9 protein-coding genes, 1 tRNA gene and 1 pseudogene are annotated in these 18,974 nt (G+C 54.7%); 7 read left to right on the forward strand and 4 right to left on the reverse strand.

The window, feature by feature from the left end:
* Positions 1-279: 279 nt before the first annotated feature.
* The 6 genes from RG540_RS10265 (at position 280) to RG540_RS10290 (ending at position 10,671) form a co-directional block, all read left to right on the forward strand.
* Entirely contained in the window at positions 280-1,332 is a 1,053-nt protein-coding gene (locus tag RG540_RS10265) for a hypothetical protein (protein WP_038587373.1), read from the forward strand.
* A 343-nt stretch (positions 1,333-1,675) separates the two neighbouring features.
* Positions 1,676-3,697 (forward strand): type I restriction-modification system subunit M, encoded by a 2,022-nt coding sequence (locus tag RG540_RS10270; protein WP_244446648.1) that lies wholly within the window; start codon positions 1,676-1,678, stop codon positions 3,695-3,697.
* Between the two features lie 104 nt (positions 3,698-3,801).
* Entirely contained in the window at positions 3,802-4,992 is a 1,191-nt protein-coding gene (locus RG540_RS31110; RefSeq protein ID WP_157884609.1) for a restriction endonuclease subunit S domain-containing protein, read from the forward strand.
* Positions 4,989-7,991: a type I restriction endonuclease subunit R gene (locus RG540_RS10280; protein WP_038587375.1), complete on the forward strand. Its 3,003-nt coding sequence runs from the start codon at positions 4,989-4,991 to the stop codon at positions 7,989-7,991. The genes RG540_RS31110 and RG540_RS10280 overlap by 4 nt, the downstream gene beginning before the upstream one ends.
* Positions 7,992-8,631: 640 nt before the next feature.
* A complete protein-coding gene (locus RG540_RS10285; protein ID WP_038587381.1) occupies positions 8,632-9,903 on the forward strand; it encodes an MBL fold metallo-hydrolase in 1,272 nt (423 codons plus the stop codon).
* 48 nt (positions 9,904-9,951) lie between these two features.
* The gene (locus RG540_RS10290) at positions 9,952-10,671 is read left to right on the forward strand and encodes a hypothetical protein (RefSeq protein WP_038587383.1); all 720 of its coding nucleotides are present in this window, start codon (positions 9,952-9,954) and stop codon (positions 10,669-10,671) included.
* Positions 10,672-10,745: 74 nt separating this feature from the next.
* Here RG540_RS10290 and RG540_RS10295 read toward each other — a convergent pair whose 3' ends face one another.
* Both RG540_RS10295 and RG540_RS10300 read right to left on the reverse strand, forming a co-directional pair.
* Positions 10,746-11,765 carry a HEPN-associated N-terminal domain-containing protein gene (locus RG540_RS10295; RefSeq protein WP_244446649.1) on the reverse strand — a complete coding sequence of 340 codons (1,020 nt, stop codon included), beginning with the start codon at positions 11,763-11,765 and terminating at the stop codon, positions 10,746-10,748.
* A gap of 322 nt (positions 11,766-12,087) precedes the next feature.
* Positions 12,088-16,332, reverse strand: a complete 4,245-nt coding sequence (locus RG540_RS10300) for a sacsin N-terminal ATP-binding-like domain-containing protein (RefSeq protein ID WP_038587385.1) — start codon at positions 16,330-16,332, stop codon at positions 12,088-12,090.
* A 213-nt stretch (positions 16,333-16,545) separates the two neighbouring features.
* On the opposite strand from RG540_RS10300, the pseudogene RG540_RS10305 reads away from it, so the two are divergent.
* Positions 16,546-17,156, forward strand: a pseudogene (locus RG540_RS10305) (L,D-transpeptidase).
* Positions 17,157-17,699: 543 nt separating this feature from the next.
* On the opposite strand, the gene RG540_RS10310 reads toward RG540_RS10305, so the two are convergent.
* Together RG540_RS10310 and RG540_RS10315 are read right to left on the reverse strand one after the other, a co-directional pair.
* Positions 17,700-17,775 (reverse strand) — tRNA-Lys (locus tag RG540_RS10310).
* 234 nt (positions 17,776-18,009) lie between these two features.
* The gene (locus RG540_RS10315) at positions 18,010-18,930 is read right to left on the reverse strand and encodes a PhzF family phenazine biosynthesis protein (RefSeq protein WP_038587387.1); all 921 of its coding nucleotides are present in this window, start codon (positions 18,928-18,930) and stop codon (positions 18,010-18,012) included.
* Positions 18,931-18,974 lie beyond the last annotated feature (44 nt).

Below are 18,974 nucleotides of genomic sequence, written 5' to 3' on the forward strand. Positions count from 1 at the left end.
AACTCATGCGTGTTCGGAGTGTCTCTGTGCTGCTCCTTTCGACGGCATCTGATTGTTTATGCCAATGGTGATGGGCTTCGACGGGGCGCTCTAAGTCGGTGATGATTTTGGACTACCCCGTACCGCATACCTTCACCAAGTAATCGTGCAAAACTGGTCGCGTTGCGGAAGACGGCGGTCATTGAGCCTATAAGTTGTGCGTTGTTTCCTCTGTGAAGACTATTTCCTTGTCGTTCGTACATCTCGCAGAATACGCTCCCCTCAGGTGGGGAACTACTGATGGACCAGGCAAAAGTCGACGATTTGAAGGGTGGCTCAGACTACCTCTATTTCCATTTTGATGTTGAAGAGCACCATCTAAAACTGGAGACCTTCATCCAGACTGCCGACAGCGCCCGCAAGGTCGTCGCATCCCTCAACGAAAATCTGTTCAACAAATCGTTGAAGTACGAACTCATCGTTCTTCCTCCAGATGAGGGAAGCTTTCTTACAAAGCTAGCGATCTGGGTTGGCATTGGATGGGGCATAATCCAGTTTTTGGACAGCGACATTGTAGCTGCGTATATTGACGGGCTAACTGGTAAGTCTCCGGCCGAATGGGCAAAGGAGTTCGGAGAAGCCAACCAAGAAACAGGCAAGAAGGCTTATGTGGCCATTTCTTCAGAAGGCAAACCGGCCAAGCACAAGGCAGCCTGTCAGCTTAGCGCCTCCATTGTGGTGGCGATGACGCGGGGTGTTCTGGAAAAGGACACGAGCGAACTCAAGAAGATCGGCATGGGCGTGGGCAGGCTAACCGACGCGTTAGATGCCCGGGCGGAATTCTACGCCGCATGTATCCACGATGGTGATGTTGGCCGCGTTGGGTTTACGCCAGACGATGTTTTTACGATCCCACGAAGCTCGTTCGCCGAAAGGGCTCAAAAGCCTTCGCGAATGCCAGAGGAGGACGAGCCTCCAGAATGGACCGTCTCAATCGAGAGCATTTATGTCACCTCCCCCAACTGGGACGAGGATGATCAGCGGGTTCGGCATTGGAAAGGCAAGGATCAATCCAGACGCGATTGCTACTTCGTAATAGACGACGCGGAGTTCTGGTCACTGGTTAAAAAGAAGGACCTCCATGTAGACGTCCTGGATAATCTCAAAGTCCAGTGGGCGTGCCAGATAATCGACGGAAGACCTAAAAACCGCCGGGTCGTAAGGGTTCTTGAATACAACGAGAATAAGCTAGCAGAGCCGCTTAAGGCCGATGCACTCGATGCCATCCTTGGCCAACATAAGGCAATCACCGCTCGCCGCGACGAGCCATCTTTGTTTGATGACCTATTCTAATCAGTCGACCAGGCCAACCTCCTTGAATGCGGCTCAATTAGAACAGTACTGGCCCGGCCAAAGCAAAACCAACGTCTCTCTTCGCCAATAGACGCGCTCTTGCGGGACTCTATCTAGACCTACAATCCCGCAGAAGGCGTGACCTTATATGGTGGCAACAACGTATTCGACGTTGACCAGCACCCACTGACTTTCAAAGCCTTTTGCCCAGTAGCTCGGGCAGGAATATTTCGTAAAGAGATTGTGGTCTGATTGAAAAATGAAACGAGACGCGATGAGCCCGCAAGGGATATACGGGACACGAAGCGAACCCGGTAAAGGGTGCCGAGACGAGTAAAGGTGAATGATGCAAAGGGAAGAAATTCGCTCGCTGGGCGGTTTTGTCTGGTCTGTTGCCGACATATTGCGCGGCGATTTCAAGCAGTCGGAATATGGGAAGGTTATTCTCCCCTTCGTTGTGCTGCGCCGCCTCGATTGCATCCTTGAAGCGTCGAAACCCCAGGTGCTCGATGCCGCCAAGACCCTGCCCGACGGCGTGGACGAGGCCACGCGCGACATGATCTTGTTCGGCGCGGTCGGCGGCAACGTGAAAGTCTACAACCTGTCTCGCTTCACCTTCGCCACGCTCAAGGGTCAAGACCCCGGCCAGCTTCACCAGAATCTTGTGGATTACATCACGAAGTTTTCCGGCAACGTCCGCGACATCTTTCTCGACAAATTCCTGTTCACCGACCAGCTCAAGCGACTCAAAGACGGCGGCATCCTCTGGAATGTGTTCCAGCGTATGACCGAGATCGACTTGCACCCAGACCGCGTGACGAACATTGAGATGGGTTACCTCTTCGAGGAGCTTATCCGCCGCTTCTCGGAAATCTCCAACGAGACGGCAGGCGAGCACTTCACTCCTCGCGAGGTCATCCGACTAATCGTGGATTTGCTGATCGCCAACGACGACACCAAGCTCACCAAGCGTGGCATCATTCGGCAGGTCTATGACCCGGCGTGCGGAACGGGCGGGATGCTGGCGCTGACCGAGGAAGCGTTGAAGGAATTCAACCCGTCGATCCGAGTCGAGCTGTTCGGGCAGGAGATCAACGGTGAATCCTTCGGCATCTGCAAATCCGACATGCTGGTGACGGGCCACGATCCTGAACAGATTGCCTTTGGCAACACGCTTACGCAGGACGCGCACAAGGACAAGCGCTTCCACTATATGCTGTCCAACCCACCTTACGGCGTGGACTGGAAGAAATACCAAGAGCCGATCAAGGAGGAGTCCGACACGCTCGGCTTCTCCGGCCGCTTCGGGGCTGGAACGCCCCGTATATCGGACGGGCAGCTTCTCTTCCTCCAGCACATGATCTCCAAGATGCGCGACGACGAGGAAGGATCGCGCATTGGCATCGTCATGAACGGCTCCCCGCTCTTCACCGGAGGGGCAGGCTCCGGTGAAAGTGAAATCCGCCGATGGATGCTCGAAAACGATTGGGTCGAGGCAATCGTGGCCCTGCCCACCGACCTTTTCTACAACACGGGCATCCAAACCTATGTCTGGCTCCTCACCAATCGCAAGCCCGCTAGCCGCCAAGGGAAGGTGCAATTAATCGACGCATCGGGCGAGCGGTTCTGGAAGCCCATCCGCAAGTCGCTTGGCTCCAAGCGCCGCGAGATTCCCGACGAGGCCCGCGCCGACATTGTGCGCATTTACGAGGGCTTCCTCAACGGCGGGAGCGGGGAAGGCGACGTTGCCAAAATCTTCGACATCACGGATTTCGGCTATCGCGAAATCCGCGTCGAGCACCCGTTGCGCCTGAACTTTCAGGCGAGCGCCGACCGCGTTGCAAGGTTTCGTGACGACAGGACCTTCATACGCCTCTCGGAAGACGAGCGGGAGGAGATTGAGGTTGTCTTGCTCTCCCTTGGTGACAAGCGCTTCACAAACCGTGATGCTTTCGAGAAAGCCCTGGCCAAGGCTTTGAAGGCTGAAGCCGTCAAAATCGGCGGTCCTGTCAAAAAAGCCATCCTCGCAGCTCTCTCCGAGCGCGACGAGGGTGCCGACATCTGCATCGATAAGGACGGGTATCCCGAGCCGGACACCGACCTGCGCGACCATGAACTTGTGCCGCTCAAAGAGGATTGGCGCGACTATGTGGCGCGGGAAGTCACCCCCTTCGTCCCCGGCGCATGGGTCGATGAAAGCTACCGCGACGCACGCGACCGCGAGATTGGGCGAGTTGGCTACGAGATCAACTTCAACCGCTATTTCTACCGCTACGTTCCGCCGCGCTCGCTTGAGGAGATCGATGCGGAGTTAAAGGCGCTGGAAGCGGAAATCGCTGGGCTGCTGCGAGAGGTTGTGGCGTGATTACATTGCAAGAACGCGTTCACGGGACCACACCCCCGACCGACTGGCGATTGAACAAGCTTCACAATCTATTTCGTGTCCGTAAGGGCACAAAGAACACGGGTATGCGGGAGAATAACCTGCTTTCCCTTAGCTATGGCCGCATCATCCGGAAAGACATTGACTCTGCCGAAGGGTTGTTACCGGAGAGCTTTGAAACCTATCAGATCGTAGAGCCGGGTAACATCGTGATGCGGCTGACTGATTTGCAGAACGACAAGCGCAGTCTCCGCCAAGGCTTGGTTATGCAGCGCGGCATCATCACTTCCGCTTATGATGCCTTGGAAGTAGACAAGGATAGTGACCCGAGGTTTTGGGCCTACGCGCTCCTCGCCCTCGATTTGGCAAAATATTACTATTCGCTTGGCGGGGGTGTTCGTCAGTCTGTTAAATTCTCTGACTTTCCGAATGAATGGCTCGCAACCCCCGACGCGCAAACCCAAAAATCCATTGCCGATTTCCTCGATCGCGAGACCGCCCGGATTGACCAGTTGATCGAGAAGAAGCAGCGCTTGGTGGTACTGGTTGATGAGAAGCGAGCCGTGGAAACAGACAAGATGCTTTTCGGTCGCGTCGACGAGGGTTTGATGCAGGCATCAAAGCTCAAGTTCCTTGCTAAAACGATTTCGAAAGGAACTACTCCGTCAACACTTGGTGCGGAGATGGCATCAGAAGGCGTGAGATTTCTTAGGGCAGAAAACATCTGGTTCGGTATCGTTACAGATAGCCCGCAACATTTTATATCAGATGAGACCCACCAGATTATGGCGCGTTCTGCTCTTGAAGAGAATGATGTTCTAGTAGTAATCGCAGGTGCAACCACGGGAAAATCGGCAGTAATACGTAAAGTTCAGATTCCCGCTAATACAAATCAAGCTATATCATTCATCAGGCTTTGGAAGCCTTATTTAGCCCCCATCGTTTCAGTAGCGATACAGACAAGGCGAGTGCAGCAAGAAATACGCTTAACAAGTGTTCAGTCTGCGCAGCCTAATCTTGCAATGGAAGACCTCGGGAATTTAACAGTTCCTGCCCCTGAAAAAAACGAGGCCATAAAGATCATTTCCGAATTAGAACTGTCGGATAAGAAATATCGCACTCTGACGGATAGGGTTTCAAATTCGATAAATAGACTTCGTGAACTCCGTTCCGGACTCATCACCGCCGCCGTTACTGGTCAGGTCGACGTGGCGACGTGGGGTCAGAAGGGCCGCGCCGACCGCTGTCTGGACCAGATTGAGGAGGCTTTCGCATGACCGCACATGCTGCCCACAACGCCCATAAGGAGCAGGTTCTTCAAGATCACCTGATCGTCCAGCTTGTCGCGGGCGAGGGCTATCAGCAACGTGACCCCCGGACCGATTACGACCGTGCCCATTCGATGGACAAGGCGCTTGTGTTGCGGTTTGTCCGGAGCACCCAGCCCGAGGAATGGGCGAAGCTGGAACGGCACTATTCGACTTCCGCCGAGGTGACGTATTTCAAGCAGCTTGAAAAGGCGCTCAAGGATCGAGGGCTGCTGGACGTGCTGCGGCAGGGCATCAAGATCGTCCCTGGCATCAAATTCACGCTCTGCTATTTCCGTCCTGCGAGCGCCCTGGAGCCAAAGCGCGTAGCCGAATATGAGGCCAACATTCTCTCAGTCATGAAGGAGGTGGAATATAGTGAACGCCACGGCAATCGACTGGACGTGGCACTTTTCCTCAATGGTCTTCCCGTGGCCACGCTGGAGGCCAAGAATCTTCTGACCGGCTCAAACTTTCGCCACGCCGAAAAACAGTATCGCAAGGACCGCTCGCCCGCCGGGGAACCTTTGCTGACCTTCAAGCGGGGCGCTTTGGTGCATTTCGCACTGGATGAAGACAACGTATCCATGACCACGCGGCTGCAGAATGGGCGCACGCGCTTTCTGCCCTTCAACCGTGGCCGTGACGGCGGGGCGGGCAATCCCGATGTAGAGGGCGAGTTTCGTGTAGCCTATCTCTATCGCTCCGGCACTTGGGGCGACGCAATTCTCTCCCGTCCCGTTTTGCTCGACATCATCGGGCGCTTCATGCACCTCGACACGACCGGCCGGGAAGAAGTCATGCTTTTTCCCCGCTTTCAGCAACTTGACGCGGTGCGAAAGCTGATGAGCCATGCTCGGACGTTCGGCACGGGCCAGAACTATCTCGTTCAACACTCTGCAGGTTCGGGCAAATCCAACACCATCGGATGGCTTGCCCACCACGCCATCAACTTGCATGACGCGCAGGACCAGGCCGTATTCAACACTGCAATTATTGTCACCGACCGCATCGTGCTTGACCGCCAGTTGCAAGGCACTGTCTCGCAGTTCGAGCAGGTGCAGGGCATTGTGCGCAAGATTGACGGCACTTCCCGCCAGTTGAAGGAAGCCATAGCTAGCGGCGTACGCATCATCGTCACGACCATCCAGAAATTTTCGACCGAGCATTTGCGCGAGATTTCCGGCCAGTCGGGCCGCACCTTCGCCGTCATCGTTGACGAGGCTCATAGCAGTCAATCGGGCGCGACCGCGCAAGCCATGACTGATGCGCTAACCCGCGAAGCCGATTCCAGCGACGACATCGAAGATATTATTTCCGCCTATCAAAAGGCACGCGGCCCGCAGGCGAATATCAGCTTTTTCGCCTTCACGGCGACACCGCGTAACGTCACGTTGGAGCGTTTCGGCACCAAGGGACCGGAGGGCTTGCCGCATCCTTTCCACCTCTATTCCATGCGTCAGGCAATCGAGGAAGGCTTCATTCTGGACGTGCTCCAGAATTACATGACCTATAAGGCCTATTACGAGCTTGAAAAGGCGGTGGAGGACGACCCGAAACTGAGCGGACGGCGTGGTCAGAGTAAGGTCGCCCGCTATGCCAACCTTCACCCCACCGCCATCGGTCAAAAGGTCGAGATCGTCGTCGAGCACTTCCGTCGCCATGTCGCCAGGCTGCTAGATGGGCAGGCGAAAGCGATGATCGTCACCAGCAGCCGTGATCACGCGTTGCGCTATTACTTAGGCGTGCGAGACTACATCGCACAGCGAGGCTATACCGATCTACGCGCCCTCGTCGCTTTTTCGGGCGAACTCCCCTTAGACGGCGAGAAATACACTGAGGCGGACATGAACGGTTTCGCCGAGACAGAGCTTCCTCGCCGCTTCGACGGTTTCAAGCCCGATGGTACGGCCTATCCCGAGCAATACCAAATCCTGATCGTCGCCGAAAAATATCAGACCGGATTCGATCAGCCGAAGCTTTGTGCCATGTATGTTGACCGCAAACTGGCGGGCTTGCAAGCCGTTCAGACCCTTTCGCGCTTGAACCGCACGAGGCCGGGGAAAGACCAGACCTTCATTCTCGACTTCCAGAATACTATCGAGGACATTCAGAACGCCTTCCGCCCCTATTATGAGGTCACGGCACTGGAGGCCAATTCCGACCCTAACCTTGTTTACGCCCTCGAAGGCCGCCTCTTCAAATTCGGCTATCTCGACAAGGAGGAGATCGAGCGCTTCGCGCAGACCTATTTCAAAGGGCTGTTGGACGGCGGCGACCGTGCCCGTCTTGAAGGACTTGTCCGCCAGGCTGTCGCTCGCTTCGAGGCAGACGACGACGAGGGGCGGCAGGAAGAGTTCCGCCAACTTTTGCGGAGCTACATGCGCTTCTACAGCTTTATCTCCCAGGTCATGAAGCTGGAGGATACGAGCCTAGAGAAATTGTCCGCTTATGGCGGGTGGCTTTCTCGACTTCTTCCCAATCGGGAAATTCCACCGGAAATTGAGATTACCGACGACATGCTCCGCCTTCAAAAGTTCAAGGTAGAGCAGAAGGAGCAGAGCGACGCTTCACTTTCGGCAGGCGACCGAATGCCGCTCAAAGCCATCAGCGAGTTCGGCGCGAAGCCATATACCGAAGATGAGCGGAAAGAACTTTCCGAGATTGTGAAGGCATTCAACGAGCGGCATGGCACGCAATTCACGGAATCTGACATGATCCGCTTTGAATCCGTGAACAATGAAATCCTCGATGCCGACCTCTCGGAAATGCTCCGCAACAATCCTCCTGACGTGGTCTACACCGCCTTTGCGCAAGCGTTTTTTCAGGGTGCAATCCGGATGTTCCAGCGCGATAACGAAATGCGAAACATCGTCCTCTCCGACGCCGATGCTCGGAACAAAGCAACACGCCATTTCTTCAGTCGAGCGCTTCGGCAAGTGCGAGACACCCCCCCGCCCTCGGTATAACGGCGCGAGCACATTCGGCGTAAATGCCATTGCTTTGCCACCTTGATGGGACCACGGCCAGACTTGGCCAGCGGTCATCATGGTAGGCCCGCCAACCCCAATGAAGCCCGTGAACGGGAATGCCGGTTTCCTAAACGCCAGATGCGAGTTCGCCGCACCGATGCGATCTCACAAGAAATTGGTCGGACGGGCTGCTATATCCAGCTTTGCCATTCTGCAATCAACGCCAACAAGCATAGTGCAACTATACCGAAGCATATAGGAAACCGACCAAACAGAGACGCTTCAAAACCTGCAAATGTTATCGTCAGTCGATCATTCGGCTCATCGGCCATGATGCATACTCCACAAGTCGAATGGATCAACTCTCGCAAGAGGGACTTTCATCCAGTGAAGTCGGCCTAATCTCTGCGAACCCTTTGAAGAACGCCGGTTCCGGCCGATGCAACGCTAAGGCTGATGAGGTGACTAAACAGCGCCGTCAGCGGCAGGTTTAAATGTGCTTTCTTCATGATGAATAACTTGATTGCGGCCCTGCCTCACATCTTTTCGCGTGAATCTTCTTGAGTCCAATAGTCGCTGTTGACATTCAGTCAACGGATTGTGCAATCGTTACGGGAAATGATTAAGTGAGCTAAAGTTGTTTATCAAAATCCCAAGATCGCGGCCAGGCGAGGCAGATTTTCCACGCGTCCTCTACGTGCGGCTTACGCGCCTCGATTATTTGAGCGATAGCGAATACAAGCGTGCATCAATTGAGTTTGACGGAATCGATGCGGAAAAGGTTGATGGAATAACGGATGTCGAGGAGAGATTGTTTACTGAGTCTTCTCATCTGCCATTCGCTTTGATCCGTATCATTACTACAAGAAGGCGCTTCGAAGAAGTGTTGGGCGCTCCTCCGGCCGTAGGCACATGGTTTCGACTGAGGATCGAACCACAGGGTCCCGGTCTGATGACCTGGCAGGCCCAAATGGGGCCTGACGGTTATTATGCACAAAGCAGAATGTCGACGACCGGTGGCGGACCACTGCTCGATCCCTTGGAACCGCCTCGTGGTCCCTCGCCAAGGTCTCTTGGCGCAGCGGTAGCGAAAGAGCCGTTACCGACAAGCATCGCCGAGCTTTCAAACCGCTTCACAGTGGGGACGGATTGGACCCTTATTGAACAAATCCTGCAAGCGGTGCCACCGCCCGAAAAAATTGTTATCCGTGACGTGGGTCAGGCCAGTTTCGCATCGTTTCTCAATGATGCCGAGCAATCGTATCTCCATTTCGACACCGGCTTACCAGTTTCTTGGAATGCCCATACGGCTCCGAAGTCGATTGGGATAACATTCGCGAACGAACAGGTGGTTGTGCTCTCCCACTGGGATTGGGATCATCTGCACGCCGCCTTCAGCATCAAGCAGCTTCTAGACGCTAAATGGATTGTGCCGAGCCAAAGGCTTGGACCTGGGGCTGCACGTCTTGCCATGGCAATTGCAAAAAAAGGCAATCTGTTCGTTTGGCCAGCGGGTAAAACGTTCAACGGCTCGCACATGTGGATAGCAGAATGTAAGGGTTCGCCCAGGAATGCGAACAACACCGGCTTGGCGTTACGCGCGAAACTGCAGAGTGGTACCGAGGCATTGCTATCCGGCGACGCAGACTATTCAAATATCCCAATGAGCTTGAAAGCTCCCGCCGATTTTCTGTTGGTAACACACCACGGTGCAGCAATGGCCCAGGGGAGCACGCCCATTGAGCGAGCGAGCAAAACGGGCTTTGCTGCAGTCTCCTATGGACTTGGTAATTCCTATCGGCATCCACATGACGCGACACAGCAGCATCACACTTTGGCCGGTTGGGGCCACTGGAGAACAACGGCACGTCGCCCTTCAAGGCCGAGAGATAACCGTTACTTCACTTGACCAAGCAGCGCGTGACATCCGGATTTAAGCTCGCACGAGGTCATTGGGATGTCGCTTCTTAGAAATTCTATCGTCCACGTTGGTTCCTGGGCCGCCCTCGTCGGCTTCGGCCTCTGGGCCTACTACGACCCAGGTTTCGAGCCAGTCATCGCCCTGATAGCGGGCGTCGTCGGGATTGTGACCAATGTTGAGGACCTTCCGCTTGGTCGTGGGAGTCGTCGGAAACTGACGCCGGAAAAGAAGATCGAGTTGCGCGACAAATGGGGGCCAGTCTTTAAGGATTTTTTCCTGAGGACCGCTCGTGACAGCTATCGCACGGATGTCATCGTGCATGACGTCGCCCGCCTCGATCATTATCCCGACGTCGAAGAAAAGGGGAGCGGCATCTCGTCATGGTTTCGCGTGGGCTTCATGGGAACCTATCAACGCGGCATCCTGCTTGGGCTTAGATGGACGTACTTGAAGCAGGGCGCAGATGACAATTGGCATGAATATCAGCTCGACGGGCCAGATGACGTCATAAAGGTGATCCTTCTCGCTGAAGTGCCTTACGAAGTAATCGAGTCATTCAATCCCGATGGCGACAATTTTTATCACAAGCCGCACCTCTACCTCCATTTCGACTACGGCGGACAGCCGTACGAGCGGCTATTTTACGGTGAGCAAAGGCGGCTCTTTGAGGATTCGCCATTCTTTTACTCTCAAATTGCAGAGTTCAAGCCGCCGCCGTGGATTCAGCGGTTGAAGGAAAAGTGCCGTCTTTTCTGAAGTTCGCATCGCGACGGAAACTTTGCGCCAACGAAAATCCCAAACTGATCGCTACGATTCGGAACGAGTTAGACCTATATTCTCATCTGTTTGACCCCGACCAAACGAAGCCACGGATTTGACTGCTCGGAAGGTTCAGGCGTCACGGCGTCGAAGACGTCAGATTGGTTTGCAAACAACACGTAGTTCGTACCCTTTTCACCAGTCGCGCTTCGATAACGCAGCCCATCTATGCAACCGCCGTCAAATTCGAAGTCGCGGAGAAACTCCGTGAAAACCTGGGTCGGGATGTAATCGACGTTCACGCGATCATTTCGTTCCACCGGTTGTATGATCAATTTCGCGAACTGCCGGAGGAAGCGAAGGATCAATCGATCCATACGAGTAGCCATTGAGAAAAACCCGGGCACTTTTGGCAGTGATGCCAGGTCCAATATTCGGACCGGCCGTGTCGTTTCAAATCGGCCGACCGACGCCATCGTGTTCCTGATTTCCGCTACCGCAAGCTTTTGTTGGTCCGCTCCATAGAACATTGGAATTCCTGGCGGATTCATGCGGTTCGATTGGGTCGCATACTCCTCGGGTGGCGGCCCTAATTCGGCAGGCGTCCAAAATGGACGTCTGGCTTCCCGTGGTCGCGCTCTAAAAAGGGCGAGGCTGGTTGGCTTTTCAAGTATAAGGCCAAGGCTCTGTGCGTGGCCGCAAACATCGATAAGGAACTCTAGCGGAGAGCGTTGGTCGGGCTCAAAGCCATCAGACTTGTTTATGTTGTGGAAGAAGAAGCGACGCTGGTGCTTGACGATCTCACAGAACCGGCTCCATGAAAAACGAAGGCTTTCGTCCGGTTCGAGCACCAGCCAATCGTATTTGCACCATTGATCGTCACCAATTCCATCGACGAGCGCTTGGAACAAGCTGCCAGAACTGTCACGAGGAAGATCGAGGGCGAGTTCGTCGCCGATCATGTCCCAGCTATCAATATTCCAAGCCTGATAACCGCCTTCCCTGGACTCATATGGAAGGTCATCTGCGGCTTTCGAATATGACCCCTCTATTCGCTCACGAATGAATTCCGCTAGGTCATCAAGGGGCATCGTGGCAGCGTCTTTCCGCCCACAGAAATAACAGCCGCGAGGGCCCGCGTGCATTCGGATCAAGAAACGGAGGTCATCGTCCCCGAAGCACTGATAGCAAACATTCGACATTAAATGCCTTCTTCATCTTTAAATTCAGGGCCAGACTCAGGCGTTTCCTGCCCGGAACTTCCCTTTTTTCACTATACAGCTAGACACCGACGACCCTTACGGATCGAAGCTTCGGCCGCCACAATCTTCCTGAAACCGACGTTCCAGCCTTAGCTGAGAGTTTAGCGGTTTCGTGCTGACGCTTCATGAAAACTGCGCAAGCTGATCCAGCTCAATGGACGCCTTCCTCGCCATATTCTACTGACTCAACCGCGCTAACACTGAAGGTGGTTCGGTCAGCGACCTCATCAATGTCGATGCTCAGTTCGCGAGCGAGTGCTGAGGCATATCTTAGTGGGTCCTGAATGCAGGTTAGCGTCGCTGTCGTGCGCGATGTGTCCGGAAACACAATCCGATAAATGAAAAATCTCGACTTGACCTGCCTCGCGCAACGCGTCTCGTTTTCGGTAAGGCGCACGCCGCCAGATTTAACCTCGATAAACCGGGCAATCCGTCGGCGATCACCATCGAGCCTGAAAAGCTCAAACTCTTCTTGGCTTTGAAACGAGAGAACATCACATCCGAAGGCTGCGCTTCCCTGTAGATGAGCAACTTTCAACGGGAAGCGTTTTTCGCTTTTCTCAAATAATACGGCCCATTCTTCTGCATCAACCGCTTTGAAGTTATCAACGTCACTTGACCAACCCGAGCTATAGTAGCCGCCACCACTACTGACACGGATGTCGAGTTTTCGCCCCGTCGCTGCAGAGGGTGGATTGGCAATAGTTTGCGCTGTCACAGCATCCGGAGATCGTCGCGCTTCATGCGAAGGCAAATTGCCACTTGGGGGCGTTGGCGTCATTGGGGTCGTTGGCGACCCGCTGGCAGTTGCGGACTCCGTTGGTAAGCCATTGCCATTGGGTGGGTTCGGCGGTGGATTCGGGTTCGGATTTTCGAGCAAAGTGAGATTAAATAAAACTGTATCAACAGGTTCGACTTGGTCTTCAAACAGCGCGTCCACCTCTGCATCGGAAAAGTTTGGCAGCATGCGGTGAAGCAGTAGCCGTCTTGTCGAATCTTGCTCAGGAGAAAGCAGTTTTGTAAAATCTGCTCCGCTCTGTACTTCGAAAATGTCGGCGAGACCGTCGCCAATCGCCTCAGATGCTAACAATAGCAACTGTTGAGCATCCATCGTGTCGTCCACGATTACAATAAGTTGCTCATGCTCAATCAAATGAGACCACGCAGGAAGTTCGCCTCGATATGCCCCACCTCCCAAATTGATCTCGATATCAAGTTTTGAAACCGCTAACACCGACAGGCGATCAAATCGACGAATCGCAGTGGCATCCGGCGCAATCAGTGATCTGTACGCGCGGATAAACGGCCGTGCGGAACTGAATCTGTGAGCAATCAAATCCGTAGCTTGACGTGCCTCAAGCTTTGAAACGACGCTTACTACGAGACCCTGCCGACTGAGTGGGGCAACACAAAAACGATTGAACACATTTGTTGCATTTCGCCGAGTTGGAAGGTCAATCAAGGCAAGTTGATCTCGGGCCGTGGCCAGTAGCCCGTCTCGATCAGCATAGTAAGCGTCAGCCACCTTAACCCAAGCAAACTGACCCCTATGACGGCATTGAACATAGCCGCCTCTCTCGAACGAAGCTTTCTCTCTAGGAGCTTGATCCGCGCGAAAAATCTCGCGTTCCAGAATCTGCATGTAAAGGCGGCGGACCACATCAGGTTCCAGCCCTCGATCCTTAAGCTCGGTGAGCAGCGTAAACACTTGAGCTTCAGTGAGATCATCAATGTTGGTCGGAACCCCGACCGTTAAGAGCGCCCTCGCCCAAGCAGCATCGTCTAATCCGAGAGTATCCTCTGATCCTTCGGCAGGCCTCGTTGGCTGAGCGAAAACTCCCCGAAGCCGGGCTGCATCCCGCATAGTTTGGATTGGAGGCCGACGCTTCCCATCTGTGCACGAGAGCCAGGCAACATTCTTAATTTGCCAGCGAACCGGATCAGGTAAGGGGCCGTCGTAAGGTCGATAATTTGAGTTAGACCTCCTCGCCTGCAGCTTCAGTGAAAACGTCGCGGGACTGATCGCACTAAATCGAGGGTCTCTGGCGACCCACGCCAAAATGGAATCCCCATTCGCAGTGGCTAAAATGCCATCGAGCCGGTCAATCGTCTGCATTGCAAACTTGGCGGTGTGTGTCCAACTTAGTTCGCCACGCGGTATTGTTTGCATGGTGAAGCCGTCTGTCACCGTCACTTGCTCCGGGAGGGACGCTAAGACGGCGGCTCGCATGGACAAAGGCGTTTCTTGCATCACCATTCGAGGCCATCGATTTACTCCTATCCACTCATAGAAGGCCTGCAGCTCGTCTAAAATGAATAGGCTCGGATCAGCAGCCTCCAGAAGGACTTCAGGATGGCTGACGTAAAGCGCTTGATTGATCCGGCCTTCGAGACCATAGCTCTCCGACAGATGAACTTCGTCAGCGGCGCTCCAAGCGTTCGCTTGCGTGCGCACCTTGACGCGCAATTGCGGAAACTTTGGCCGGTTCTCACCTTCACGCCGATAAAGTCGTTGAAGAGTTTGTAGGGTCTCCGTTCGAACACTGTCCTCACTTCCTGGGTGCCGCGAGATCAACTCTTCAGCTTGTCTCACCAGTGAGCGTGTCACCCCGTCGAGATTGTATTCTTCGATATTGAAATTCCGAAGTTTGGCGATGATGTCACGTCTCGATAATTCGAGCTTGCTCACGATCAGCTGCCAAAGCCCGGGGTGCATAAACCGCCTCTGGGCCCAACGGGGTAGCGTAGGCATTTTCGACCCTATGGGCGGAGGAAAACATGAATTCCTCTTGCCAAATGGGCGTTCACTCTCATCGATAAGAAAACTCCGGGAACCGGAGAACGAACTGCCTTGCTTGGCTAAGCCGACAATCACGTCGGCTCGCTCTTCAAGCGTCAGGTCCATCCTTGCCAGCTTCGACAAGGTGGCTCCGGTTTCAAGTTGAGAAACGCCGATCAACTGGAGCAGCGCTCTTTCTCTAAACGTTTTGCAGTTGGCCGACTTCGGAAACAAGCGAGGCGGAAAAAAGACACCATAGCCCTCGGGGCCAATATTCGTCTGTGAGGCATCGACGAAGCTTCCATCCAATGTCGGAATAACCGGGTATCTACCTGCTATGGAGTACAGATGTGTTTCGAACACCTTCAGGGCGGGCGGAAACTCCCCCGACGCCGAAAGGTACCCGAGTGGCGCATTCATCCTTCCTGCTGAAACCAGGTCGGAGACCGCATGAGCATACAATTCCGCAAGCCTTTCCAACACATGTACGTTCACTTTCGAAGCATCTTGGAGCTGCTTCCGATTTGAGGTTACTTCAAACGTCGCATGAAACAATGCAGGGAGAGGCATCTGCGTACTTGTTGGGAAGAAACAATGGAGCATGCCTGGCTTGCTCGGTTCGTCGCTTCTGAACGCAACAGAGGCCTCGTAGCGAGTAGCTGCTTCCGATCCGGCATCCGGCAGTCGAGGAATTTCGCCCGTTGAATGCCTGCATATCCATTTCTGTGAACTAACCTCGTGCCCGGCCACGATCTCCAAGGTCCAGACATCGCGGGAAACGTTAGACTTGGTCCATCGTTGATCCACTTGACCTTCAACGCAAATCTCGATCTGTCGAAGCGAAGGAACAAACAAAAGGAACTCCGGTCGGAATTCGGCCGCCTGCTGAGCGGCTCTCGCGAATGAACTTTCGTTTGAAAAGCCAGCCGCAATCACTGTGTCATAGCCATCCTCTTTGACGCTGATGGCCCTACTTAAAAGCTCAGCTGAATGGCCTGACGCAAGCGCCCGATCAAATTGATTGCCGAACGCAGGAAAAGGTAGGATGGGTGCCACGCGTTGTGAAACATCTCCCAATGCATCCGCGAATTCGGGATGCAGGGCAGACATTTCCGACAAGACAGTGGCGGAATGCTGAGCCGAAAACGCCAGTTGCAATGCTCCGCTCAGAACAATCGGCTCCATGGTCCAATTCAAGATTGATCGGAAACCAAGACCTTTCGCTCCAATCAGTGATCGCTGCCTTGCAGGCTTGTCGCTAAGGTGTGATGTCATCAAAGACCGGACGCCGGTCGTTCTGAAGGGCTGACCTGTGTTAGCAACCAGCAAACCATTTTTCTTGATCTCAACTCTGATCCGACCGTCGCCCCCAATTTCCGTAGCCGCGTCTGCCGCGTTTTGCACCAACTCCAATAACTCTCGATCAGCGTAGTCTTGAACGGTGGCCTTCTCCGCATTGTAGTCACGTACGAGCAGCGGCGGTTTCGCGTAATAGGCGTTTTTAGTGGCCTCCATCTCGTCAAGAAGGAATGATTTCCATTCTTCCGCCGAGGTATCGCCCCACTCTGCGTTTTGTGTGGAGGAACCGATTTCTGGGTCAACGCCTAGTGAACTCATCCGCAACAGCCTCCGGAACCCTGGAACAATCTCAGGTTTTAACGGTCTAAGATGATTCGGAACTTCTTTATACCTGTGGCGGCAACACGTTCGACTGGTTACCGGCTCTTCTAGGGAGCGATGAAAGACACCGTGAAATCCAGATCGAACCCGCCATAGTGCCGACACAGAATTCCGCCGAATCATGCCTGTATAACAAGCGGATGGCGAAGAATGAGATTGCTGGTTTTCCTTGCTGCGGCCCTCTTTCAGACAGCGGTGCATACCAAAGCCCAAGTTTACGCGCCGTAAGATGGATACGATGAATACGACGGCTGTGGCTATGATGACCCTTACAGCCCCTATCCCCCTCCTCCCTGTTACGAGCCAGAACCTGGGTATCGGGAACCTTTGCAAGAACGTCGGGAGCCATCGACACGAAGCGCGAGAGGAACCATCATCATCGCACGCGCGAACATACACTTATCGACACGACGCCATGGGGCGAGCAGTTCGCTTACTCCATTGCCGTCGGCCGTGAGGGCAAACAGTGGTACGGAACAACTCGGGTCGTATCGAAACGATCGCATCCTGAATGGCGGCCGACGGCCAGCATGCGGCAGAAAAATCCAACGCTTCCGGCAGTCGTGAAGCCCGGCCCGGCCAATCCGCTTGGAACCCGCGCGATCTATCTTGCTGACGGGCTGCTTCGCATCCACGGCACCAACGACCCCTCCTCCATCGGCACCAATGCATCGAGCGGCTGCTTTCGGATGTACCGCGAGGATGTCGAGGAGCTTTACGAGATGGTCCAGCCGGGGACGCAGGTGATCGTCCAGCGGTAATCGAATTCCGCTGGACCGAATTGTCCCGTCATTTCCATTTCGCTGCCCACTGACGGAGTTCAGCCTTCGCCTTTTCCGGCCACATCTTTGCGGTCGGGTTCACTTTGATCTTTTATCCAGACGGCTTCCAAGCAAGATAGACGGTGCTGGAAGCAAGGTCGGCTACAACCACGGCTTCTTGATCCGTGCACATATGGCGCGAGCAAGCAGTTCCGACAAAAAGGTCACCCTTAAATTCGCCCGATGCTCGAATGCAGATTTTCCTGTAAATCGGAAGTGCGTGACTTCGCAGATGGGCGCTCCGCACGTTAGCCCGTCGCCTACTTTTCGTTTTCAATCTTCCGAGCTTCATCAATCAAAAAGGGTCGATGGGTTCTCGTCGATTCCGCGCCAGGCGCGATGTTAGCAGAACCAAATCCTTCGGAAGTTTTTCGGGATTTTGCGTTCCCGAAGGGGCATATTCCGGCACTCGCTAACTGCCCTACTGCAACACAGGGCCGAGCCCAGCCACCGGAAATAGACTAATCGAATCCGAAAGATAAATGGTGGGTGATGTAGGGCTCGAACCTACGACCCGCTGATTAAGAGTCAGCTGCTCTACCAACTGAGCTAATCACCCAAGAACCATCTGTGCGAGGCGTGCTCGCCAGCGGTGTGAGGGGCGTATAAAGGGGATCGTTCGGCTTGTCCAGCGGCTCGGCTAAAATTATTCGCCCGACCGGGCAAAAAATCCATGAGGTCGGATTTTGCCCCTGACGGAAACCTCTCCGCAGCTCAATAGGCGACGCAAAAACGAAAAGTTTCAAAGTCTTAATGCGTCACAATATCGCAATCGCCGACAAGACGGCGAAATTCAAAGATAGAGCGTGCCTTCCGCAACCTTGATTGCCTGGCCGCCGATGCGGGCCCTGGCGATCTCTCCCTCCTTCACGTCGATATGCAGATGGATCAGGGACGGACGCCCCATCTCCACCCCCTGCTCCACCAGCACCGGGTGATGGCCATCCGGCAGCGCATCGAAATGCCGGATCGCGCCGGAGAGTGCGGCAACGGCAGCGCCCGTGGCCGGATCCTCGGAAATCCCCATGTCGGGCGAGAACATCCGGGCGTGGAACTTCGCCTGATGATTTACGCCGCTGCGGCAATAGACATAGGCCGACGCAAGCGAGCCCTCGACGAACGGCGCCGCCTTTTCCCACAAGGCCGTGTCGAATTCGAGATTCTGGGCCGTCGCCAGATTGTGCAGCGGGATCATCAGGAAAGGCACGCCGGCGCTCCAGATGGAGGCGACATGGTTCTCGAAACCGATATCCGTCGATTTGACGCTGAGCGCATCGGCGAGCCCCTGTCGGTCGAGCGGAAGCTCGATCCGCACCGGCTTTCGCGGCAGGTCGAATTCGGCAAACCCCGCCTCGCCGGCACGAAACCGCACGGCGCAGCGCACCGGGCCGACATTTTCCTCCAGCACGCAGACAAGGTCCATGTCGAGCTGCCCACCAGACCCGTGATTGAGTTCGGCGAGCGCCACCGCCGTTCCGACGGTCGGATGCCCGGCGAAAGGCAATTCGCGGCCCGGCGTGAAGATGCGCAGACGGGCTGCATAGGCGGCATTCGCGGAAGACTGGACGAACACCGTCTCGGAGAGATTCATCTCCCTGGCAATCGCCTGCATTGTCTCGTCGGCAAGGTCGTCTCCATCGACGATTACCGCCAGCGGATTGCCGGCAAGTCGTCTATCGGTGAAGACATCATAGATGCTGTAGCGACGGGCCAACCACACCTCCTCGTGTTTCGATGGCGCCAAACTGCCCGACCGGT

The sequence above is a fragment of the Neorhizobium galegae bv. orientalis str. HAMBI 540 genome (assembly GCF_000731315.1).
GTDB classification, from domain to species: Bacteria; Pseudomonadota; Alphaproteobacteria; order Rhizobiales; family Rhizobiaceae; genus Neorhizobium; species Neorhizobium galegae.